The organism is Streptomyces sp. NPDC059788 (assembly GCF_042732265.1).
Classification (GTDB): Bacteria; Actinomycetota; Actinomycetes; order Streptomycetales; family Streptomycetaceae; genus Streptomyces.
Map to the genome: position 1 here is coordinate 88,773 of NZ_JBHWHY010000027.1, position 20,857 is coordinate 109,629.

Annotated in this window: 17 protein-coding genes; 7 read left to right on the top strand and 10 right to left on the bottom strand. The window is 71.3% G+C overall.

The annotated features are described in order from the left end of the window. The first annotated feature begins 21 nt into the window (after positions 1-21). Positions 22-1,656: a DUF885 family protein gene (locus ACFV57_RS23890; protein WP_385235756.1), complete on the top strand. Its 1,635-nt coding sequence runs from the start codon at positions 22-24 to the stop codon at positions 1,654-1,656. A gap of 208 nt (positions 1,657-1,864) precedes the next feature. Here the strand turns inward: ACFV57_RS23890 and ACFV57_RS23895 are convergent, their stop codons facing one another. Then, positions 1,865-3,304, bottom strand: a complete 1,440-nt coding sequence (locus tag ACFV57_RS23895; RefSeq protein WP_385235759.1) for a hypothetical protein — start codon at positions 3,302-3,304, stop codon at positions 1,865-1,867. Positions 3,305-3,599: 295 nt separating this feature from the next. After that, a complete protein-coding gene (locus ACFV57_RS23900) occupies positions 3,600-4,034 on the bottom strand; it encodes a hypothetical protein (RefSeq protein ID WP_385235762.1) in 435 nt (144 codons plus the stop codon). Positions 4,035-4,290: 256 nt separating this feature from the next. Between ACFV57_RS23900 and ACFV57_RS23905 the strand changes: the two genes are divergently transcribed. Then, positions 4,291-6,090, top strand: coding sequence for a hypothetical protein (locus tag ACFV57_RS23905; RefSeq protein ID WP_385235764.1), 1,800 nt, complete (start codon positions 4,291-4,293; stop codon positions 6,088-6,090). 58 nt (positions 6,091-6,148) lie between these two features. On the opposite strand, the gene ACFV57_RS23910 is transcribed toward ACFV57_RS23905, so the two are convergent. From ACFV57_RS23910 to ACFV57_RS23920, 3 genes are all read right to left on the bottom strand, one after another. Beyond that, positions 6,149-7,492 (bottom strand): hypothetical protein, encoded by a 1,344-nt coding sequence (locus tag ACFV57_RS23910; RefSeq protein ID WP_385235767.1) that lies wholly within the window; start codon positions 7,490-7,492, stop codon positions 6,149-6,151. Positions 7,493-7,788: 296 nt separating this feature from the next. Next, complete coding sequence (locus ACFV57_RS23915; protein WP_385235770.1) at positions 7,789-9,222, bottom strand: pyridine nucleotide-disulfide oxidoreductase; 1,434 nt, start codon at positions 9,220-9,222, stop codon at positions 7,789-7,791. A 259-nt stretch (positions 9,223-9,481) separates the two neighbouring features. Further along, complete coding sequence (locus ACFV57_RS23920) at positions 9,482-10,099, bottom strand: hypothetical protein (protein WP_385235773.1); 618 nt, start codon at positions 10,097-10,099, stop codon at positions 9,482-9,484. A 280-nt stretch (positions 10,100-10,379) separates the two neighbouring features. On the opposite strand from ACFV57_RS23920, the gene ACFV57_RS23925 reads away from it, so the two are divergent. From ACFV57_RS23925 to ACFV57_RS23935, 3 genes are all read left to right on the top strand, one after another. Beyond that, positions 10,380-11,504: a sensor histidine kinase gene (locus tag ACFV57_RS23925; protein ID WP_385235776.1), complete on the top strand. Its 1,125-nt coding sequence runs from the start codon at positions 10,380-10,382 to the stop codon at positions 11,502-11,504. Continuing rightward, complete coding sequence (locus ACFV57_RS23930) at positions 11,501-12,151, top strand: response regulator (RefSeq protein WP_385235779.1); 651 nt, start codon at positions 11,501-11,503, stop codon at positions 12,149-12,151. The genes ACFV57_RS23925 and ACFV57_RS23930 overlap by 4 nt, the downstream gene beginning before the upstream one ends. A 127-nt stretch (positions 12,152-12,278) precedes the next feature. Continuing rightward, complete coding sequence (locus ACFV57_RS23935) at positions 12,279-13,439, top strand: aspartyl protease family protein (RefSeq protein WP_385235782.1); 1,161 nt, start codon at positions 12,279-12,281, stop codon at positions 13,437-13,439. Between the two features lie 173 nt (positions 13,440-13,612). Here the strand turns inward: ACFV57_RS23935 and ACFV57_RS23940 are convergent, their stop codons facing one another. The 5 genes from ACFV57_RS23940 to ACFV57_RS23960 form a co-directional block, all read right to left on the bottom strand. Beyond that, positions 13,613-15,841 carry a molybdopterin cofactor-binding domain-containing protein gene (locus tag ACFV57_RS23940; protein WP_385235785.1) on the bottom strand — a complete coding sequence of 743 codons (2,229 nt, stop codon included), beginning with the start codon at positions 15,839-15,841 and terminating at the stop codon, positions 13,613-13,615. Positions 15,842-15,850: 9 nt separating this feature from the next. Further along, positions 15,851-16,834: an FAD binding domain-containing protein gene (locus ACFV57_RS23945; RefSeq protein WP_385235788.1), complete on the bottom strand. Its 984-nt coding sequence runs from the start codon at positions 16,832-16,834 to the stop codon at positions 15,851-15,853. Next, positions 16,831-17,400 (bottom strand): 2Fe-2S iron-sulfur cluster-binding protein, encoded by a 570-nt coding sequence (locus ACFV57_RS23950; protein WP_385235791.1) that lies wholly within the window; start codon positions 17,398-17,400, stop codon positions 16,831-16,833. The genes ACFV57_RS23945 and ACFV57_RS23950 overlap by 4 nt, the downstream gene beginning before the upstream one ends. Before the next feature lie 268 nt (positions 17,401-17,668). After that, the gene (locus ACFV57_RS23955; protein WP_385235794.1) at positions 17,669-18,028 is read right to left on the bottom strand and encodes a putative quinol monooxygenase; all 360 of its coding nucleotides are present in this window, start codon (positions 18,026-18,028) and stop codon (positions 17,669-17,671) included. A 201-nt stretch (positions 18,029-18,229) separates the two neighbouring features. Further along, positions 18,230-18,670, bottom strand: coding sequence for an SRPBCC family protein (locus ACFV57_RS23960; RefSeq protein WP_385235797.1), 441 nt, complete (start codon positions 18,668-18,670; stop codon positions 18,230-18,232). A gap of 376 nt (positions 18,671-19,046) precedes the next feature. Here ACFV57_RS23960 and ACFV57_RS23965 point away from each other — a divergent pair, with 376 nt between their 5' ends. Beyond that, on the top strand, positions 19,047-19,913 hold the full coding sequence (locus ACFV57_RS23965) for a helix-turn-helix domain-containing protein (protein ID WP_385235800.1): 867 nt from the start codon (positions 19,047-19,049) through the stop codon (positions 19,911-19,913). Beyond that, positions 19,910-20,809: an aldo/keto reductase gene (locus tag ACFV57_RS23970; RefSeq protein ID WP_385235803.1), complete on the top strand. Its 900-nt coding sequence runs from the start codon at positions 19,910-19,912 to the stop codon at positions 20,807-20,809. The genes ACFV57_RS23965 and ACFV57_RS23970 overlap by 4 nt, the downstream gene beginning before the upstream one ends. Positions 20,810-20,857 lie beyond the last annotated feature (48 nt).

Sequence of the window (20,857 nt, forward strand, 5' to 3'; positions counted from 1 at the left end):
AGCCGGAAGGAGCACGTGACCATGGACGCTCGATTACGCGCGGTCTGCGACCTGATGGTCGAGCAGGTACGGGAACAGGCGGGTCTGCACGAATACGACGGGCACGTTCAGGATCTCTCTCCCGGCGGCATCCGCGCCGGACTGGCCGAACTCGGCGGCCCTTCCACGGACACCCGCGAACCGACACCCCCTGCCACCCCACCCCATTACCGAGTCCCACTCAACCCGACCGACTCACCCGGCCTCCACGACTCACCCAACTCTCCCAGCCCTTCCAACTCCCACGACCTCGCCCACCTCCACATCTTCGAAACAGCCCTGCACACGGTCTACGGCGACCTGGAAATGCACCGCCGCAACCCGCTGCCCCACCTGCTCAACCTCGATCTGTGCTGTTACGACCGGGAGTACGCACCGGCCGCCGACCGGGACCGCGCCAAACGCGCCCACCTCGCGTCCTGGCCCGACGCGATCGACGCGTCCGTCCGCTCGCTCGACCGGGTCGACGCCCCCACGGCCCGCGCCGTACTCGACACGGCCGACAGCCTCACCACGGTCATCCCGCCCGAACTGGCCGACACCGACATCGCGTCCCGCGCCCGCCGTGCGCACGGGCGGCTGATGACCTGCCTCAGGCACGCGGCCGACCACGGCGACCCGGGCGCCGCCCTCGGCGAGCGGGACCTCGCCCTGCTCATGGGCGCCCCCGAAGGGCTCGACGTGAGCGTGCCCCGGCTGGCCGAACGGGCCGACCAAGAGGCGGAACGGCTGCGCCTGCTGTTGCGCGAGGCCTGTCACCGGCTGGCTCCCGGCCGCCGCCCGTACGATCTGGTGCGGGACCTCGTACGCGAACATCCGCCGGCCGACGCCGTCCTGGACGAGGCGCGAGCCGTCACCGCGGAGCTGATGGACTTCACCCGCGGCCGGGGCCTTCTCCCGCACCTGGACGGCGAGGTGCTGGTCGGCCCCACGCCGCCGTCCCGTCAGGACACCTGGGCCATGATGGCCTTCGCGGCGCCCGGGGAGCCCGATTCCCCGTCCTGGTACCACATCACCCTGCCGGGTCCCGGCTGGAAGGCGGAGGAAGCCGCGGAGTGGCTGGCCGTCTTCAGCCCGGCCATGCTGCCCGCCGTCACGGCGCACGAGGTGGTGCCCGGGCACTTCGCGCACGCCCGCTGCCTGCGCCGGGCCGCCGGCCCCGTCCGGCGTACCCTGCAGTCGCTCACCTTTATGGAAGGCTGGGCCCACTACGGTGAAGAGTTGATGATGGAGGAGGGCTACCGGGCGGCCGACCCCCGCTTCGCCATCGGCGTCTGCATGGAGGCGCTGATCAGGGTGACCCGGCTCGCCTGCGCCATCGGTGTGCACACCGGGGCCATGGACGTGCCGGAGGCCGCCCGGCGCTTCGAGGCGGACACCTACCTGTCGGGCCGTGCCGCCCGCTCGGAGGCCGAGCGCGCCACCTACGACCCCACGTACGGCCGCTACACCTGGGGCAAGCTGGCCCTACGGGACGTGCGGGACGAAGCCCGGCACCGCTGGGGCGACACCTACTCTCCCTTCCGCTTCCACAGTGCCGTACTCGCCCTCGGCTCCCCGCCGCTGGGCCTGCTGCCGGCCGCCCTCACCGACGGCGGGCCGCAGCGCTCCAGCTGAGTCGCACCACGGCCTTCTCCGACGGCCTCGGTTCCAACCGCATGGGCGGTTCCGCTGGTTGGAAATTCGGTGAACTTGTCCTCCGGGTTCCTGTGTTCGAGCGCGTGGTCGGAGTCCGGGACGGGCCGCGCGCATACGGGCCGGCCCGCCGGCGAGGGCGCTCAAGCTCCGCCCGCCGGCCGTCGGGCCGCCCAACGGCGTCGTGGAATCAGGACTCCGTCTGGTCCTGGGTGAGGATGCGCAGCATCTGCTGGGCGCGGTCGGTGCCGTAGGTGGCGGCGAGCCGGGCCTTGAAGTACGTCCACTGCCGGGCCGTATCGGCGGTGGCCACGGCGACGGCGTTGGTGAAGCTGCTGTTCGCCGCCTTCTTCTCGGCGTCGGCCTTGCTGGACGGCAGTTTGCCGGTGCTCAGGTCGGCCGCCGCCCGGTCGGTGGTGCCGGTGAGGCTGTCCTTGGCCAGCCCGGCAGCCATGGAGCTGAGGGCCCACTTGGCGTTCTTGCGGGCTGCGCTGGGGTAGCCGTAGTGGCCGAGCTGCCGGGTTTCGCGGCAGATGCGGTTGCCGATGATGGTCTGCTCGGTGTAGCAGCCGCTCTGCAGGTCCTTGTACGGTGCTTCGCTCAGTGGGTAGCGGTTGTGGTGGGCGGCCAGGTACTGCCTGCGGAACTGCTCGAAGCGTGTCAGGTAGAACGGCTGGCCCGCGGATGCGCCGGGCAGGCCAGTGGCCTTCTTGTAGGCGAGGCGGGGTGGGAGGTAGCGCCACGGTGCCACGCCCGCCCCCTGGGCCCGCCGGGCCGCGTTCTGGACCGCGTGATAGTCGACCGGGCGGACGCCGAGTCGCGCGAAGTCGAACAGCGGGAAGGGGGTCTTGTGCTTGAGCCCCTTGGGGTTGGCCCATGTGCCGATCTTCTTGCTGTACGCGAGGTCCGGTGTGTCGCTGCGGATCTCGCTGTCGGCCCAGTTGCTGTGCGCGTAGAAGTCCTGGATACCGTGCAGGCCCCGGCCGAACTGCTCGATGACGTTGCACTTCGGGTTGGGCTTGAGCTCGTCGGTGAAGAAGGGCTCCGTCTTGTAGTAGTCGCGCCACAACTGGTGCTCGCTGTGCCACGAAGGCAGCCAGTAGCGGCCCCACTTCTCGTGCCGGCCGCCGTAGCGCTGGCCGGGCACCTCGCGGCAGCGTACGTCGCGCCGGGTGGCCGGGTCCTGCTTGCCCGAGGCGTCCAGCAGGTCCTTGGACAGGTGGACGGCCAGGTTGATGCGGTCGAAGGCGTACTGGAGACAGCCCAGCAGCTGAAGATCACTTGCCTGGCGCGCGGACCGGGTGGCCTGGAAGGCGTGGTAGTGGTCCTTGGAGGCGCGCAGTTCCTCGCTGGTGTCCGGGCGGTCGTTGCCCTGCTTGTCTTCGAAGTCGCGGACCCGGTACTCGTGCTGGTAGGCGAAGTGGTCGAAGTCGTCGCAGTGCGTCTGCCCGTCGGACCAGTAGGGCCTCTTGTCCGAGGCGTCGTCGGCGTGCCAGAGCATCTCCAGCGTCTTGGGCGCGATGTGCGACTTGAGCGCGTCGTCGACGGCGTTCCAGTGGGGGCCCGGGGTGAAGGCGTGGGCCGCGCCGGCCGGCCCGGCGAATGTCGCGCACGTCAGGGTCAGTGCCATGCCGCAGGCGGTCAGGGCCGGGACACCACGACGTCGAGCAGGCGCCGGATGGCCCTGTGCTGTTCGTTTCATATGCTCTCCAGATGCGCCGCACGGCGGCAGGGGCCGTCGGAACCAGTCGCGGGCATCATGGGGGCACGATATGGGCGGCGCGCGGCGACGTGCCGCGCCAACTGGGGGTTTGTGGCCGGCGCTCCGCTTTTCACCCGTCCAGAGGGCTGTCCCGGAGGCGCCTGCCACGGCGCCGGTCCGGGCCCGCCGGGGCGGGTGCACGGGGGTACGGGTGACCGCTCCGTCAGGTCCAGGGGCTGCACGCCACGATGGCGTTACCGCTGTTCACGGTGCACGCCCTCACCTTGAGGCCTTTGATGTCCACCCCGGGCCTGGAGTGCGCGTTACTGGTCTTGGAATCGCCGTTGCCGCCCTCGGCCTTGCCGAAGATGCGCGTGGTCCACTCCCACGCGGCGCCGTTACGCCAGCTGTAGCCCACCTCGACGCGCACCCCGTAGCCGTCGGCGGCCCGGTCCCACACCGTGCCGGACAAGCTGACCTTGTAGTCCTGCCATTCCACGCGCACCGACGCCACGGCGGCGAGGTCGGGATCGGTGTCGGCGTAGCGGCTGTGGGGGTAGGGGACGTATCCGTTGTCCCAATGGTTGGGGCGTTCGGCCGCCGAAGCGGGAGCGGCGGTGAGGGCGAGAGCGAGGGCGGCAGCTCCACCGGCGGCCATGAACGTTCTTCCGGATAAAGATCTCATCGCTGACCTTCCCTTCCTGAGGGGCGGTTCCGGGGTGGTTCGAGGACGGTCCATGGGGGCCATGGGTGGTCCCAGGAGGGCCCATAGGTGGTCCGAATTGGTTCGTACCAAAGCAGGAATATAGCCGTACACTCCAGCCTTGTCATGGCTCCGCCAACCAGCAACTCCGTGTTGGTGATCGCACCCCAGGTCGTCATCAAGATCCGAAATTCCCTGGAAGGAAGTAGCGTTGAAGATCCGATCAGGAACCGGACGCGGGCTGCTGACAGCGGGAATCGGCGCTGCCTTGGCCGCCACGGCCCTCGTGGGAGGCGCACCGTCCCCCGCAGCTGACCGCGCCGGCGATCTGCGCGGGTACGTGATGTCCACTCCCGTCGCGAAAGGCGCCGGAGCAAAGGACCAAGGGTCCGAAGCCGAAGCAAAAGCCCGGGGGCCCAGAACCGGTGACCGTACCCCCCGCCAGATAGGCGATACACGCTGGGAAACGATCGAGAAGTGCCAGAAGGACGCCGACCCGGGAGAACAGGACTGGGCACACCCCAAAGTCTCCGAGCGGTACGCGCGTTACTCCTCGTGCCGAGTAGTGAGGGCCTCCTACATACTGGAGAACGCGAACCACCAGCCGCAGGCCTACGTGAAGTTCCGCGTCACCACCATCGAGAACGCGAACCGGCCCAACAAGAAGGTCACGAAGAAGGTCTTCCTCGACCAGTTCGGATTGCCCCTGCCCGCACCGGGGGCGATCGATCCCGAGGCGGTCAAGAAAATCGAGGACGCGCCCTTGACGCTGCGCGTGAAGTGCAAGGGGATCAAAGGCTCCACCTGCAACGGCAAGAGCGAGTACGAGCCGCTCAACCTCACCTACGAGGTCGCGACCTGGCGTGTCAAATCCCATCTCGGCCCTCTTGACGCGGCATTCGACATGAGCGACACCAGAGTCACCAACCCGTCGGAACCGCGCGCCGCGGGCTACTACGACATCGACACCGTCAGCATCCACGACTTCGAGGACCAGTTGATCGGCGGATCGCTCACCCCCGGTGAGGAGCCCGCCACGTTCAAGAGCGGCCTGCGTTGCGACAACGCCTTCTACGTGGCGTCCACCGGCGGCTGCGTCTGGCTGGACGCCCCACTCGTCTGGTACTTGGACCCGGCGAAGAACGAGTATGTCAACCACGTCATCAACGCGCAGGACAACCCCAGGAGCACCCATCCGCTCGGTTCCTCGTTCCCCCGGATCCAGATACCAGGAAGCAACAAACCCAACACTCCCAGTTCGCAGAAGTGGTTGAGCCGCCTGTACGTTCCCAGCGATCCGGACCCGAAGAGCACCAGATTCACGGCCGCCCTGAATTACTACGACCGAACCAACGCGGTCAAAGAATCCGGATGCGCCCCCTTGCCGGGCGGTGGAGGAACGCAGTGCGACGAGTACCCCATGGCGAGCACGTGGCAAGGCGCCTACTACGGGGTGAAGCACTACTCGGAGCATTGGCGCTACTCGCTGAAGAAGATCGACAAGAATCAGAACCGCGACGCGGGCGGCGACTTCAAGCAATGGATGCGCGATATGCGCGTGCTGTCCCCGGTCGACGAGACTCAGTTGTTCAATGACGGCTTCACCGTCGGCGTCCTCGAACCCACCCCTGCCCGTACGGCACGCATCGACGCCGAGCGTCGTGACGACCGCGCCCGCGCGAAAGCACCGATTCCCGCCGACGATATCTGCACCGACCGGATCGGCGGCCGTTACTCCTGCTCCTACGGCGAGGAATGGAACCTCTACACCACCGGCAGCATCGAGCGATGGGTGATCGGCACCGACCGCCAGGTCTGGCACACCTGGGTCACCCCGGAGGGCAAGTGGGCCTCGTGGCAGGCCATGCCAGGGGTGCAGGCAGCCTCGGGTGTGGAAATGATCAGCGAGAAGGGCGGCGACGTCACGCTCGAAGTCAAGGGAACGGACGACAGAAGCTGGTACGCGGAGCGTGACGCCCGTACGGGCAGATGGACGGCCTGGCACCACTGACGTCCGCGCCGCCCGCTGCCCCTTCGCGTGGCCCCCGTACGGTGGACGCGCCCGCCGATCAGGTGGCCGGTAGCGGGCGGGCGTAGACCTTGCCGAACGCGTCGAAGAGTGCGAGAGAACCGAGACCATCCACGGAAAGGGAATTGGGCGTCCAGGAGACCTCCGTGTCACCTCCGGTCATGCTGATGCGCTCGATCTGCCCGGTGCGCAGATCGCGCCGGAAGATGTCCACGGCCTGATTGGTGTCACCGGGCACCAGATTGTCGGCGCCCGAGCCGAAGAACAGGTGCCGGCCGTCGGCCGTCACCGTGCCGCGGTGGGAGTCGTGCACCGTCTGGGTGCCCGGCAGCGGGGAGCCGGCTTTCGTGGTGGTCTTCTCCTGCAGATCGCGTACGTAGAGTTCGGCGTGCGAGCCGTCCGTGGCCGGTGCGTTGGTTTCGAAGACCCGGAACAGGGCGTAGCGCCCGTCGGGGCTCAGCGTCGCGAACGGGTGCGCGTCGCGCAGCACTCCGGCCTGATCGACGGAGGCGCCTTGGATGCGGCCGGTGTGCGCGTCGTAGGTGAAGAAGGGGAAGGTGTGGCGCACGGGGGGCCTGGGGCCGGGGAGGGCGGGGGAGGCCGGGGCGGGCGTGGCCGAGACGAGTGAGGCCGGGGCGGCGCCGGTCTCCGGCGACGGCACGGCGTGTGCCTGGTCTGCCTTGCGTGCCTCGTGGGGCCGTACCGCAGGGGCCTGGCCGTGGGGGAGCAGGTTGGTGGCCAGCGAACGGAAGCCGATGGTGGCGCCGTCCGCACTGATCACGGGGTCGGCGGAGGCCTTGTCCGCCCGGGAGCCGTCCGGCGCGGTCGTGACCAGCCGGGTGGTGCCCTGCCGTCGGTCGGTGACGTAGATGTCGCGCCGGTCCGACGCGTACGCCACGTACCGGCCGTCCGCGCTGATGGCGGGGCTCCCGGCGTTCCAGGCCGCGGGCAGCAGCTCGGTGTGTCCGGTCCGGCGGTCCCGCACGAAGATCTTCGTACCGCCGTCCGACGGCTGCCCCGGCACGACGCCGGGCGCGTCGGAGCTGAACGCCACGTACCGGCCGTCCGCGCTGATCGCCGCCTGGCTCGTGCTCCCCTCCAGCTGCGACCCGTCATCGGCGACACTGACCCGCTCGGTACGCCCCTCGTGCAGATCCCGGACGAAGATGTCGTACAGGCGGTTGGTGTCGCCCGGCACCAGATTGGACGCCAAGGAGGTGAACAGGCCGTATCTGCCGTCCGAGCTGATCCCGCGCGCCTGCGACCAGTTGTCGGGCTGGGCGCCGTCGAAGCCGAGGTCCAGTTGGACCAAGCCGCCTTCCTGCGGGTCTGCCTGCGCCGGCAGCACCGGCCCCGCCGCCAGCAGGACGGCGCTCGCGAGCACACAGCCCCCGCGTACCCGCCACCGTCTTCCGGATCTGCCGTTCGTCCGTCTCACGTCGATCAGTCCTCCCCAGTGGTCGGGCCCGCGTGCCCCTGCTGCCGCCCGGCGGACCGGGCGAGCCAAGAGCCAACCGGTGGGAGACCTGCTTGGTCAACGACGGCGGCCGGACGCGGCCAAAATCTCGCCATCGCCCCAACGCGAAGCGGAAACCGGCGGCTTGGCCCGCGGCGCGGCACTCCGGTGCCCGACGGACGGCGAGGAGCCTCCCGGCCCGTCGTCGCGTCGTACCGGCCCCATCAGACCGGCGGGTTCAGTGGTGGGCCGGTGAGGGGTGGTTGTGTGGGGCCTCGTAGGACTCTGGCGGCCACGTTGGGGTGCATGAGGCGTTGGAGTGGGGCGGAGAGGGTCATGACGTCGAGGAGGGCTCGGGTGACGACGGGGTCGCTGGTGGCGGTCTTCACGAGCCGGTCGGTGTAGCCGCGTAGGAGGCGGGTAGCTGCGGGCGGCTGTGGGCCTGTGGCGCCGGGGTAGAGGATGTCCTGGCCGGTGGCCATGGCCCAGGGGGCCTGGGTGAGGCGGTTCATGGTGCGTTGCAGGCGCCTGGTGAGGTCGGGGGCGGTGGGGCCGTGCCGGTGGAGTGCGTCGCGCAGGGCGGCGGCTTGCTGGGCGGCGACGGACATGCCCTGGCCGTAGAGGGGGTTGTAGGTGGCGACGGCGTCGCCGAGCACGGCGAAGCCGCGGGGCCAGGCGGGCAGGAGGTCGAAGCGGCGGCGCCGGTTGACGGTGCTGCGGGAGAGGCGGACGTCGGTCAGCGGTTCGGCGTCGGCGATGAGGTCGGCGACGATGGGGTGGCGTGCGTTGCGGGCGAACGGCAGGAACTCGTCGGCCTGCCTGGTCGGTTGTCCGCCGCGGGTGCCGGAGAGGGTGACCAGCCAGCGTGCGTCTTCGATGGGTACGAGGGTGGCCGTCCGGCCGGGGACGGGGGCGCGGGCGTCGGACTGGACGTTGACGACGGGCCAGTGCGCGGTCCCGGCGGGGGCGCGGAAGATGCGGGTGGCGTAGCCCAGGCCGGAGTCGACGTGTTCCTCCGGCACGGTGGGCAGGCCGAGCGCGGCCAGCCAGGCGGTGGCCGCGGAGCCGCGGCCGGTGGCGTCGATGACGAGGTCGGCGTCGAGGCGGCGGATGTCCCCGGTGGCGGTGTCGCGTACGTGGACGCCGGTGACATGGCCGATGGTGCCGGACAGCCTGACGGGTTCGGTGCCGGGAAGGACGCGGATCTTCGGGTGGGCCAGGACCTGCCAACGTATGCCCCAGTCGAGCAGGTCGCGGGAGCAGGCGATGAGGTACTGCATTTCGGGCCACCGGCGCAGCCAGCCCTGGGCGGTGAAGGACACCAGCCCGGTGGGTAACGGGATACGGCGCGCACCCGCCGCCAGCCAGCGCCGGGTGACGCCGGGCAGCAGGCTCTCGATGGTGCGGGCACCTCCGGACCACAGCAGGTGGGCGTGCTGGGCCTGGGGCACGCCCTTGCGAGGGTCGGGTGTCGGGGGCAGGTGATCGCGTTCGATGATCCGTACGTCGGCGTGGGCGGCCAGGACGGCGGCGGCCAGCATTCCGGCGAGACCGCCGCCGAGCACCACGGCGCTGGGCGAGTGGGCGGAAGAACCGGATGGGATTCGACGGGTGGTCACAGACGGCACTCCCCGGGGCAGGTGGACGGGCGCGGTCATCGTTGCACGGGGGAGGGCAGGGGGTGGCTCGGGCAGCGTCTGGATGCATCCAGACGCATCCAGACGCCTTCCCCCGCACGTCGAAGCCCCAACGAAGATCGGCAACACGGCGATCCCGGTCGCCGACGTGGCGAGGGCCGCCCAGGTGCCCGTCCGTGTCCGACGAGTCGGCCGGGACTTGGCTGTGGCCATGGTGACTCCCTGAATTCAACGTCCGGAACATCGCGGCCAGGGCTCGCCGCGGCGGGCGTAACCGGGTTCAGTTGCGGCCGGCGTGACCCGCGAGGGTGCCCGCCCGTGGCATTGCCGTCCGGGTGGACCGCCACAGGGCGGATGCGAGGCAGGTCAAGGTGGCGCCGACCACGATGTGCAGGGCGCTGGTGAGCGCGGAGTCGGGCAGGGCGGTCAGGAACGCGAAGAGCGGGAACACGGTCGCGTACGCCCATGACGGGAGCCGCGGATACACCCGGGCACGGAGCATCGCCGCGCCGAACAGGGCACAGCCCACGGCGAAGACGGCCGCGGACCCGATGAGCGCGGGGACGGTGGGCCCCGTCAGGGCCCGCTCGACGGCCGCATCGTCGAAGTAGAACAGCACGAGGTTCGAGGCGAACGCGGCGCCGCCGAACAGCCCGATCCCGATGAGGTTGACGACGTAGGCCGTCTCCCCGAAGTGGCCTGTGACCGCGCTCTGACGCCGGTGCAGCGCGGCCAGCAGCGGCAGCGAGAACGCGGGGGACAGGGCGAGGAAGAAGCCGGTCGCCGCGGTCTCTCCGGTGAAGATCTCGACGAAGGCGGGCAGGGCGACGAGCAGGCCTGCCAGCGCGCCTGTCAGCGCGCCGGTACGGGCGGCCCGGTCGGACAAGGTCGTGGGCATGGGGCACTCCTCTGTGTCCAAGGGCGGGACCGACCCGGGGTTTCGCGGGCCGGGGCCGAGAACGTTAGGGAGCCGTCGACCGCCCGCGGCAGGTGCCGAACGGCGAGACCCTCCGCCGGATGTCACCCGACCCGCCACCGCCGTACGGCCGGCCGGCACGTACCGTCCGGCCGCACCGCCCGCGGCCGCCCGCACCCTCGCCCCCTTGCGGCCGCCCGCCTAGCCTGGACGGCAGGTAAGAGGGGGTGGGCGCATGGCGGCGTACATTCCCGTGCCGTGGGTGTCGCCTCTGCTGTACGCCGCGGTGCTGGTCGGCGGCCTCTACTACGCGTTGGCCGGCCTGGCTCCCGGTCCCGGCCCGCCGCTGTGGCGCACGGTGGGCTTCGCCGCGGGGCTCGCGGCGCTGGTCGCCCTGGAGGTCGTGGAGCGGCGCGGGACCGTGGTCCGGGCGTGCCTGCCGATGCTCGCACGGGGCGGTCTGATCGCGGTGGTGGCCGCCCTCGATGTGTCGGGGCTGGCCCAGGTCCTCTTCGTACTCCTGCCGTGCACCGCCTACTTCGCCTTCGGCCGCGGCGCCGCGCTCGCGCTGGCGGCGTTGTGCGTGGCCGGTCTCCTCACCGGCTACGTGGTGGCCGCGCCCGGCTGGTACCGCGACGTGGAGCGCGTGTCCGACCTGCTGATGCTCTGCGTCGGCCTGATCCTCGCGCTCTCCATGGCGGCCGTCGCCATAGGCGAACAGCGCGGACGGCGCGCCCTGGAGCGGTACGCCGAGCAGGTCGCGGAGCTGTCCGCCGCGGCCGAGCGCAACCGTCTCGCGCGCGACATCCACGACAGCCTCGGTCACCATCTGACCGCTGTTTCGGTTCAGTTGGAGATCGCCTCTGAGTTCCGGGCGCTGGAGCCCGGCTGCGCCCAGCGGGCGGTCGACGAGGCGCGGCTGTCGGTGAAGCGCGCGCTGGGCGACGTACGGCAGTCCGTGCGGGCGCTGCGGGGCGAGGTGACGCACGTGTCGCTGACTTCGATGCTCGCGGGCCTGGCCTGCGACGACGAGGCCGGGCCCCGGGTCACCGTGCAGGTGGACGGGTCCGAGGACGGCTACGGACCGGCGGAGCTGACCGCGCTCTACCGGGCGGCGCAGGAAGGTGTGACCAACGCGCGCCGCCATGCGCGGGCTTCGCGGGTGGCGGTGGCGGTGCGCCTGACGGAACACGCGGCACGCCTGGAGGTGTCCGACGACGGCCGCGGCTTCACCCCGGACGGGGCCGCCACCGGGTGCGGGCTGGTCGGGATGCGGGAGCGGGTGCACCTGGTGGGCGGGAGCGTGCAGATCGACAGCGGGCCGGGCACGGGAGCCCGGCTGGCGGTGACGGTGCCGCGCGGGCACAGCCGGGAAGGCATGCCATGAGCGAGGCGGCGGCTTCGGTACGCGTACTCGTCGTGGACGACCAGCGGCTCATACGGGACGGCATCGCGTCGCTGCTGTCCATCCGGCCGGGCATCACGGTCGTCGGCACGGCGGTGGACGGCAGCGAAGCCGTCGCGAAGGTGCTCGAACTGCGCCCGGACGTCGCGCTGATGGATGTCCGGATGCCGGGGATGGACGGCGTCGAGGCGGTCGCCGTCCTGCGCCGCGAGGCACCGGAGTGCCGGGCGGTGATGCTGACGACGTTCGACGACGAGGCGTACGTGGTCCAGGCGCTGCGCGCGGGCGCCTGCGGATATCTGCTCAAGGACCTGCCGGCCGACGAACTCGCCCACGCGGTCCGGCTCGCGCACGCGGGCGTCACCCAGCTCGACGCCTCCGTGACCCGCCAGCTCGCCGCCTCCCTGCCGCCCCCGGGCCCGGGGACGGGCCCGGCCGTCGCCCTCAGCCCGCGCGAGATCGACATCCTGCGGCTCGTGGCGCAGGGCAGGACCAACCGGGAGATCGCCGCGCACCTCTACCTCAGCGAGGGCACCGTGAAGAACCACGTCTCCCGCATCCTCGGCCGCTTGGCCCTGCGCGACCGCACCCAGGCCGCACTGCACGCCCGGGACCTGGGGCTGCTGTGAGCCGTCGAACCAGGCGTCGAACCGGGCGCCGGTACGGAGGGCGGCAGCCCGGGAAGCGCATCCGGCGGGCCGCGCGGATGACATGCGTTGCCCTGGAGCGATCGGGGCAACTCGGAACGGAGTACGGATGACGCCGCTACGACACCGCGAGGCCCGAGCGGCACGGCGGGCGTGGGCCTCGGGAGACGTCGAGGAGACCGCGCGCCGCGCGGCCGAGGCGGGAGACGACCGCCTGCTCATCCTGGCCGACCTCGTACGCGGCCGGTTCGATCGGGCCCTGGCCCGCTACGGGACCCTCGCCGAAACGGGCCGGTTCCGGGTTCGCGCGCTCGACGAGCCGGTGGGGCATGCCTGGCTGCACCTGGACCAGGTGGACAGAGCCTGCGAGCACTTGCGCCGCCGTGGCCGGCGCATCCCGCCCGACCTCGCCCTGCGGCGCGATCACCCGATGACGGTCGAGGCCGCCGAACCCGTCACGCTTGCGTTCCAGGACCACGCGCTGGCCCCGTATCTGCCCGCTGTCGAAGGCACCTTGAACGGCCGCCGAACCCTGCTCCACCTGGACACGGGAGGCAGGTTCCTGGTGATGGGCACTCGGCGGGCGACGGAGACGGGCATCGCGACCCTGCCGAACGGCCGTCGCTTCCAAGGCGTCACACGTACGCGGGCCCGCATCGGCACGGTTCGTGAACTGGGCCTCGGCGGCGCGACACTGACGAACGTACCCGTAGACGTCATCCCCACGCTGACCGGCCCACAGGACATCGTCATCATGGGCACCAGCCTGTTGCAGCGCTTCCTGGCCACCATCGACACCCCGGCAGGCCGCCTGCTTCTCACCCCGCGCGGCCACCATGCCCCCCTGGACGGGGTACGTGTCCCCTTCTGCCTGTGGGCCGATCACTACATGTTCGCCAGGGGCGGCTACGGCCCGCGCCGCGATCTCACCTTCTTCGTCGACTCGGGAATGGTCCAGCTTCTGGAGGACGAGCACGGCACGCTCAGGCAAGCGGGCGTACTGGCAACCAGGTCCCAGTACCGCTCTTGGGGCATTCCCCGCGCCGGCCTCGGCACCACCCACCTGAAGGCCGTTCACCCCCTGCGCCTGGGGCCACTGGAGCAACCCGGCCACCTCCTGTCCGTCGCCCCGGCCAGAACCGTGCCGTGGTCCCGCTTCGGCGGCATCACGGTCGACGGACTGCTCTCGCAGGCGTTCTTCGCCCCGTACGCCTGGACCCTCGACTTCGACCGCTTCGAATACACTTTCCGCCCGGCGAAGCGCCCTTGAACGACCCGCCCGGCCCGCGCACCCCACCGTCACGCACGGTGCCGTCCCGGCCCTCGGTGGCCCCGATGTTGCGGGTGCAGTCCAGAGTGACGCTGCCATTCTGTACGTGCTGCCACGAGAGATCCGGAATTCACGCCCAGCCCAAGGGGCGAACCGTCACCGCCGCCTCGCGTTCAGCTGTCCAACAACGGCAGGCCTGGCAGCACCTTCTCCAGAGTGACGGGGAAGTCGCGCACGCGGACTCCGGTGGCGTTGTACACCGCGTTCGCGACCGCCGCTCCGGCCCCGCAGATGCCCAGTTCACCGACGCCCTTCGCGCCCAGCGCGTTCGCCTTGGCGTCGTAGCCGTCGAGGATGACGGCGTCGACGTCGGGGATGTCGGCGTGCACCGGCACCAGGTAGTGCGCGAGGTCCCGGCCCACGAAGGCGCCGGTCCGCGGGTCGACGACGGCCTCTTCTTCGAGGGCGGCACCGACACCCCAGATCATGCCGCCGATCAGCTGCGAGCGGGCTGTCTTCGGGTTGAGGACCCGGCCCACCGAGAACACGCCGAGCATCCGCCGCAGCCGGATTTCGGCGGTGTCCGCGTCGACCCCCACTTCGGCGAAGTGGGCCCCGTAGGTGTGAATCGAGTAGGCCGTGTAGTTCGGGTCGTCGCCCATGAAGGGGGTGGCGCCCACTGCCTCCAGCCCCTCGGGGTGGTGGCGCAGGACGAGGTCGCTCAGGGCTTCGGACACGCCACCGACCCGCACCCGGCCCTCGGCGAACAAGGCGTCCGCCGGGTCCAGGCCGTACAGCGGAGAGCGGGCGTCGGCGCGTGCCGCGTCCAGCAGCTTCGCGCGCAGGGCCGCGCAGGCGCGGTCCGTCGCGGTGCCGGAGTTGGTGGCGCCCCACGAGCCGCCGGAGCCCCAGCTGCGGGGGAACTCGGAACGTCCCAGTTCGGTGCGGACCCGCTCGGGCGGCAGTCCGAGCCCGTCGGCCGCGACCTGGGTGAGGATGGTGTACGTGCCGGTGCCGAGGTCGGTCATGTCCGTCCGGACGACGGCGGTGCCGTCCGCGTCCAGCCGTACCCGCACCGCCGTCGGCGTCTGGAAGTGCCCGCGGATGGCGGCCGACATGCCGTGACCGATCAGCCACCGCCCTTCGCGCGCGCTCGCCACAGCGGCGGGCCGGTGCTCCCAGCCGAACCGGCGCGCGCCTTCCCGCAGGCACTCGACCAGGTGCCGGTCGCTGTACGGCACGCCGCGCTCGGGGTCGACGGCGGGCTCGTTACGGATGCGCAGCTCGACCGGGTCCATGCCGAGCGCGTCGGCCAGTTCGTCCATCGCCGACTCGACCGCCAGCAGACCCGGCGCCTCGCCGGGCGCGCGGACGTCCGCCCCGCGCGGCAGGTCGAGCGGCGTCAGCCGGTGACTCGTCGAGCGGTGGGGCGCGGCGTAGAGGCTGCGGGTCGTGGCGGCGGTCTGCTCCGCGTACTCCACGGCGGGATTGGTGTGCATCGTGACGTCGTGGGCGATCGCGGTGAGCCGCCCGTCGCGCTCCGCGCCCAGCCGGACCCGCTGACTCGATGTGGGCCGCATGCCGACGAGCTGGAAGACCTGCTGCCGGGTCAGCGCGACCTTGACCGGCCGCCGCAGCGCACGGGCGGCGAGCGCCGCGAGGACCGTCTCGCAGTGGATGCCCAGCTTGGAGCCGAAGCCCCCGCCGACGAAGGGGGAGACGATGTGGACCCGCGCCGGGTCGATGCCCAGGGTCCCGGCGATCGAGGCCCGCGCCGCGTCCACGATCTGACAGCTGACGTGGACGACCAGGTCCTCGCCCCGCGGCACCGCCAGACACGCGTGCGGTTCCATGGGCATCGAGAACTCGTACGGCGTCGTGTAGCGCTGGTCGATCTTCACCGGTGCGCTGTCGAACCCGGCGGCGAAGTCACCCACCGCCGTGTCGGTGGGGAGCCCGGCGTTGACCTCCTTCGGGACGTACGCCTCGGCTTGGTGCGCGGCGAAGTCGAAGCGTCCCCGCCCGTCGGCGTAGTCCACGTGTACGAGGCCGGCCGCCGCGCGGGCCTGCTCGAAGGCCGTGGCGACGACGAGTGCCACCGCCTCGCCGTGGTGGTGGACGTCCGGGCCGGTCAGCACCGGCTGCGCGCGCCAGAACTCGAACGGGGCCGGCGCGTCGCGGGAGCCCTGCGCCGGGGCGTTGAGGTGGGTCATCACCATGCGTACGCCGGGGGCGCGTTCGGCGCTCGCGGTGTCGATCCGGGTGATGCGGCCCTTGCCGATCGTCGCGCCGACGACGACCCCGTAGAGCGGTGCGCCGGCCTCCCACTGCTCGTAGGCGTAGGTGGCCCGGCCGGTGACCTTCGACGGGCCGTCCACGCGGTTCAACGCTCGCCCGATCATCTCGTCCCCTCAGCCCGACCGGGCCGCTTGCGCCAGAGTCCGGCACAGCGTGCGCCCGGCCAGGTCGATCTTGAAGTCGTTGTGTCCCCGGCCCACGGCGTCGCGCATCGCCGCCTCGGCCGCGGCGCGGTACGTGGCCATCGTGGCCGGCCGCCCACGCAGCGCGGCCTCCGCCTCGACGGACCGCCACGGCCTGGGCGCCACACCGCCGAACGCCACCCGTGCCGCGTCGATCGGGCCCTCGCCGGCCGAGAGGACGACGGCCACGGCGACCAGCGCGAACTCGTAGGACGCCCGGTCGCGCACCTTGCGGTAGAGCTGCCGCCCCGGCGGGGGCGGCGGCAGGACCACGCCCGTGATCATCTCGGCGGGCCGCAGCACCGTCTCGATGTGCGGGGTGTCGCCCGGCAGCCGGTAGAAGTCCGTGATGCCGACGCGGCGTACGGACGCGTCGGGGCCGAGCAGCTCGATCTCCGCCGCCAGCGCGGTCATCGCGACGGCCATGTCCGAGGGGTGGGCGGCGATGCACGAGTCGCTGGTGCCGAGGACCGCGTGCATCCGGTTGAAGCCGCCGATCGCCGAACATCCGGACCCTGGACAGCGCTTGTTGCAGTCCGCTGCGGTGTCGTAGAAGTACGGGCAGCGCGTCCGCTGCAACAGGTTGCCCCCGGTGGACGCCTTGTTGCGCAACTGGCCCGAAGCGCCGGACACCAGGGCCTGCGACAGCACCGGATAGCGGGTGCGCACCCGGGCGTCGGCGGCCACGTCGGAGTTCGTCGCCTGGGCCCCGATGCGCAGACCGCCGTCCGGCAGTTCCTCGATCTCGCGCAGCGGAAGCCGGCTGATGTCGACGAGATGGCTGGGACGCTCGATGCCGAGCTTCATCAGGTCGAGCAGGTTGGTGCCGCCGCTGATGAACTTGGCGCCGTCCTTGGACACCGCGGCGACGGCGGCCGGCGCCTCCCTCGCCCGCTCGTACGTGAAGGGTTTCATCGGGGGCCTCCGTCCGCCGCCGCGCGGATGGCCGCGACGATGTTCGGATAGGCGGCGCAGCGGCAGAGGTTGCCGCTCATCCGCTCGCGGATCTCCTCCTCGGTCAGCGTGATGCGCGGGGAGGCCACGTCGGCGGTGGCGTGGCTGGGCCAGCCCGCCGCCACCTCGGCGAGCACGCCTACGGCGGAACAGACCTGGCCGGGCGTGCAATAGCCGCACTGGAAGCCGTCACACTCGACGAAGGCGGCCTGGAGGGGATGCAGCCCGTCGGGGGTGCCGAGCCCTTCGATCGTCACCACCTCGTCGCCCTCGTGCATCACGGCGAGCGTCAGACAGGAATTGATCCGCCGGCCGTTGACCAGCACCGTGCAGGCGCCGCACTGCCCGTGATCACATCCCTTCTTGGTCCCGCTCAGACGCAAGTGTTCGCGCAGCGCGTCGAGCAGTGTGGTCCGCGGGTCCACCGCAAGTCGCCGTGCCCGACCGTTGACGTGCAACATGACCGTCGAGAGCCGGGCCGTCCCGTCCCGGCCCGACCCCACGGCCTCCGAAACCGCATCGCTCATCGCAGCCCGCCTTCCTCGCCAGGTGCGGGTGTTGCCCGGATGTGCGCCGCCGCTTTCGTGCGCGACCCTGTTCCCAGGCTGCCGCAACGATGGGCCCACGGCGAGGGTCCGTTCGGCGTATGTGCCTGCGCCTGCCACGGCGAGGGTCCGGTCGACGCGCGTGCGCGTCTGCCACGGCGAGCGCGGCACTCCGCTCGACGGCCTGGCCGCCGGCGAGACGCCCACGGCCTCGGAGACGCAGCAGATCTCCGGACACCGGCGAGGCGGCTCAGGCCCGGGGGTCCCTCTCGTTCAGCGCGTCGAATTTGCGCACCTCGTTGCGCATGTGCGGGACCCACTTGGCGAAGAGCGCCATGACCTCCGGTGTGCTCAGGTGCCGATCGAGCGCCTCCTGGGACGCCCATTGCTCAAGTACCGTGACGGCTCCGGCCGCCGCGTCCTCCACGCAGAACGAGATCAGCACGTTTCCCGGGTTCGCCGCGGCGACCGGATAGGTCGCCCGCGCCTCGGTGACGAACGTTTCGACGTCACCGGAAGGGACGAAGACCCGGCCGGCGATGATGACGGCCGTCGGGGCGGCCTCCTGTTCCGTGCCCGCGGTGGTGGCGTTGTCCTGGAGTGAATCCATGTGCTAACCCATCGTTACCGTTGTGCGCTGTGCAAGGGGCCCGGTCCTGGCTCTGGCTCTGGCTCTGGCTCTGGAGGTTAGCCCCTGACGTTGACGTCAGGGGCAAGTGTGGGCCTCCGGCTCGTCATCGGCAGCTGCGTTATCCGTATGCGCCACGACCAGCGGGCCGATGGCGCTGCGCGACAAGCCCCGGGCGGATGATCACGGTGTGCGACAGAGTTCGGCCAGGCCGCGCAGTCCGGCTGCGAAGATGTCGGACCGGAAGGTTTCCGACAGCTCCTCGGCGTCGGACCGGTCGCAGTCGAAGTCCACCGACCAGCCGACGAACGTCTCATCGGTAGCGGTGACAGGCAGAACCCGCATGGTGGCCCGGTAGGACTGCACCGGGTACGGGGAGCTGACGATGCCGTAAGTCAGGGACCGCGTGTGGTCGTCCAACGCCAGGAGGGACTCCACGACGGTCTCCCCGTCGGCCATGGACAGCGTGCGGACACAACCGACGCGGTCGGGCGCTTCCGCGTCCGACAGGACGCAGCCCGCGACGGCCGGCTGCCAGGTGGCCAGGCCACCGAAGTCGCGGACCACGCGCCACACCGTGGTGGCCCGGGCCGGGATGACTGCGCCGGCGAATGCTTCGGGCATGAAAGGACTCCGGTTTCTGAGAGGGGGCCGGGGGAGGGCCGCTGTGGCGGAGTCCTCGACCGGCCCGGGGAAGGACCGCAGGGACCGCTGGTGTGCGGTCGGCGGCGCGGTGACGGGGGATGGCGATGGTGACCGGTGGACCGATGGACCGGACCGGTGACAGGCCCGACGCTACGAGCGCGGCCGCGAGCGTGGGAGGGTGCGCCGCGGCTACCCGAGAGGCGGCCACCCGGGACACGGCAGTCCGGGATGCGACTACGCGACGTACGAATACTCGCCATTCGACTCCCTTGCACCCACCCGGGCCCGGCTGTCACACCCGGGTGGGTGCAGCGCACCCACGCCCCGCCGCCCGCCCGCGATTAGCGTGGCTGCCATGGAAAGCGAGAACGAACTCGGTGACTACCTGCGCGTCCGTCGTGCGGCGGTCGCACCGGCGGCGGTCGGCCTGCCCGACGACGGCCCCCGGCGGGTGCCGGGGCTGCGGCGCGATGAAGTGGCGCTGCTGGCCGGGATGAGCACGGACTACTACATCCGGCTGGAGCAGGGCCGCGAACGGCACCCGTCCGAGCAGGTGCTGCGGGCGATCGCCGGGGCACTGCGGCTGGACGACGCGGCGGCCGCCCATCTCTTCCGGCTGGGCCTGTCCGTCTTCGGGACGGCGGCCGCCGCGACGACCGTCGCTCCGGAGCTGCTGCGGCTGATGGACGGCATGCGTGAGGTGCCGGCCTTCGTGGTCGGCTCGGCGCAGGACGTGCTGGCGGCCAACGCGATGGCGCGTGAGCTGTACCGCGGTTTCGCCCGGTACGACAACCTGCTGCGGATGATCTTCCTGGACCCCTTCGCGCGCGAGTTCTACGGCGACTGGGACCGCGCGGCGCGTATCGCGGTCGGCAACCTGCGGGCGTCCTCCTCGCAGTTCCCGCAGGACGAGCGGATCGAGCGGATCGTCGGCGAGCTGAGCGTGCGCAGCCCCGCCTTCACGGGCCTGTGGGCGCGCTACGAGGTCCGCCCCCGTACGCACGAGGACAAGCACTTCCGGCACCCACGGGTGGGGGAGCTGCGTCTGCACTTCGAGGCGCTCGCCGTCACCAGCGCCCCCGGACAGCACCTGTCCGTCTACAGCGCGGAACCCGGCAGTGCCGCCGCCGACGCCCTGGTCCTGCTCGGCCGGCCGGCCGAGCAGGAAGTGGTCCCGACGGACCGGACCACTCCCGTGGAGGAAGGAGAATTCCGCCCATGACCGCGTCGCTGTCCGACGCCGCGGGCACCTTCGAGGTAGCGGGCAAGAAGGTCGCCCGTCTCGGTTTCGGCGCCATGCGCCTGACCGGGCTCGGGGTCTGGGGCGAGCCCGATGACCGTGCGGAGTGCGTCCGTGTGGTGCGCCGCGCCGTCGAACTCGGCGTGCAGCTGATCGACACCGCTGACTCCTACGGCCCGTACGTCAGCGAGGAGATCATCCGGGAGGCGATCCACCCCTACCGAGACGACGTGCTGATCGCGACCAAGGCCGGACTGACGCGCAACGGGCCCGATGTGATCCGGACCGACGGGGCACCGGTACGCCTCGGTCCGGCGGCGTGGCCGCCGGTCGGACGCCCGGAGTACCTGCGCCAGCAGGCCCTGATGAGCCTGCGCCGGCTCGGCGTGGACCAGATCGACCTGTTCCAGCTGCACCGCGTCGATCCGAAGGTCCCGCTGGCGGACCAGGTCGGCGAACTGAAGAGGCTCCAGGACGAGGGCAAGATCGTCGCGATCGGGCTGTCCCAGGTCACCGTCGACCAGATCGAGCAGGCCCGTACGATCGCGGAGATCGCCACCGTCCAGAACCGCTACAACCTCACCGACCGCGGCTCCGCCGACGTCCTGGAACACTGCACCCGCCACGGCATCGGCTTCATCCCCTGGGCGCCGGTGGCCGCGGGCGAACTCGCCCGCCCGGGTGGCCCGGTCGACCGGATCGCGACCGCCCACCACGTCGGCCCGTCACAGGTGGCGCTGGCCTGGCTGCTGGCCCGCTCCGGGGTCGTCCTGCCCATCCCCGGCACCTCCAAGGTCGCTCACCTGGAGGAGAACCTCACCGCGGCGACCGTGCGACTGAGCGACGCGGAAATCGACGAACTGACCGCCACGGCGTGATGGCCGCCCCGGGAAGGCAGCTGCCCCACCCCTTTGCCCCGTGAGCCG

Excerpts from the sequence above, each read along its gene's own strand:
- ACFV57_RS23970 (WP_385235803.1), top strand. The coding sequence starts at position 19,910 with ATGACCGCGTCGCTGTCCGACGCCGCGGGCACCTTCGAGGTAGCGGGC.
- ACFV57_RS23960 (WP_385235797.1), bottom strand. The coding sequence starts at position 18,670 with ATGCCCGAAGCATTCGCCGGCGCAGTCATCCCGGCCCGGGCCACCACG.
- ACFV57_RS23950 (WP_385235791.1), bottom strand. The coding sequence starts at position 17,400 with ATGAGCGATGCGGTTTCGGAGGCCGTGGGGTCGGGCCGGGACGGGACG.
- ACFV57_RS23945 (WP_385235788.1), bottom strand. The coding sequence starts at position 16,834 with ATGAAACCCTTCACGTACGAGCGGGCGAGGGAGGCGCCGGCCGCCGTC.
- ACFV57_RS23965 (WP_385235800.1), top strand. The coding sequence starts at position 19,047 with ATGGAAAGCGAGAACGAACTCGGTGACTACCTGCGCGTCCGTCGTGCG.
- ACFV57_RS23930 (WP_385235779.1), top strand. The coding sequence starts at position 11,501 with ATGAGCGAGGCGGCGGCTTCGGTACGCGTACTCGTCGTGGACGACCAG.
- ACFV57_RS23890 (WP_385235756.1), top strand. The coding sequence starts at position 22 with ATGGACGCTCGATTACGCGCGGTCTGCGACCTGATGGTCGAGCAGGTA.
- ACFV57_RS23900 (WP_385235762.1), bottom strand. The coding sequence starts at position 4,034 with ATGGCCGCCGGTGGAGCTGCCGCCCTCGCTCTCGCCCTCACCGCCGCT.
- ACFV57_RS23915 (WP_385235770.1), bottom strand. The coding sequence starts at position 9,222 with ATGACCGCGCCCGTCCACCTGCCCCGGGGAGTGCCGTCTGTGACCACC.
- ACFV57_RS23895 (WP_385235759.1), bottom strand. The coding sequence starts at position 3,304 with ATGGCACTGACCCTGACGTGCGCGACATTCGCCGGGCCGGCCGGCGCG.
- ACFV57_RS23940 (WP_385235785.1), bottom strand. The coding sequence starts at position 15,841 with ATGATCGGGCGAGCGTTGAACCGCGTGGACGGCCCGTCGAAGGTCACC.
- ACFV57_RS23955 (WP_385235794.1), bottom strand. The coding sequence starts at position 18,028 with ATGGATTCACTCCAGGACAACGCCACCACCGCGGGCACGGAACAGGAG.
- ACFV57_RS23935 (WP_385235782.1), top strand. The coding sequence starts at position 12,279 with ATGACGCCGCTACGACACCGCGAGGCCCGAGCGGCACGGCGGGCGTGG.
- ACFV57_RS23920 (WP_385235773.1), bottom strand. The coding sequence starts at position 10,099 with ATGCCCACGACCTTGTCCGACCGGGCCGCCCGTACCGGCGCGCTGACA.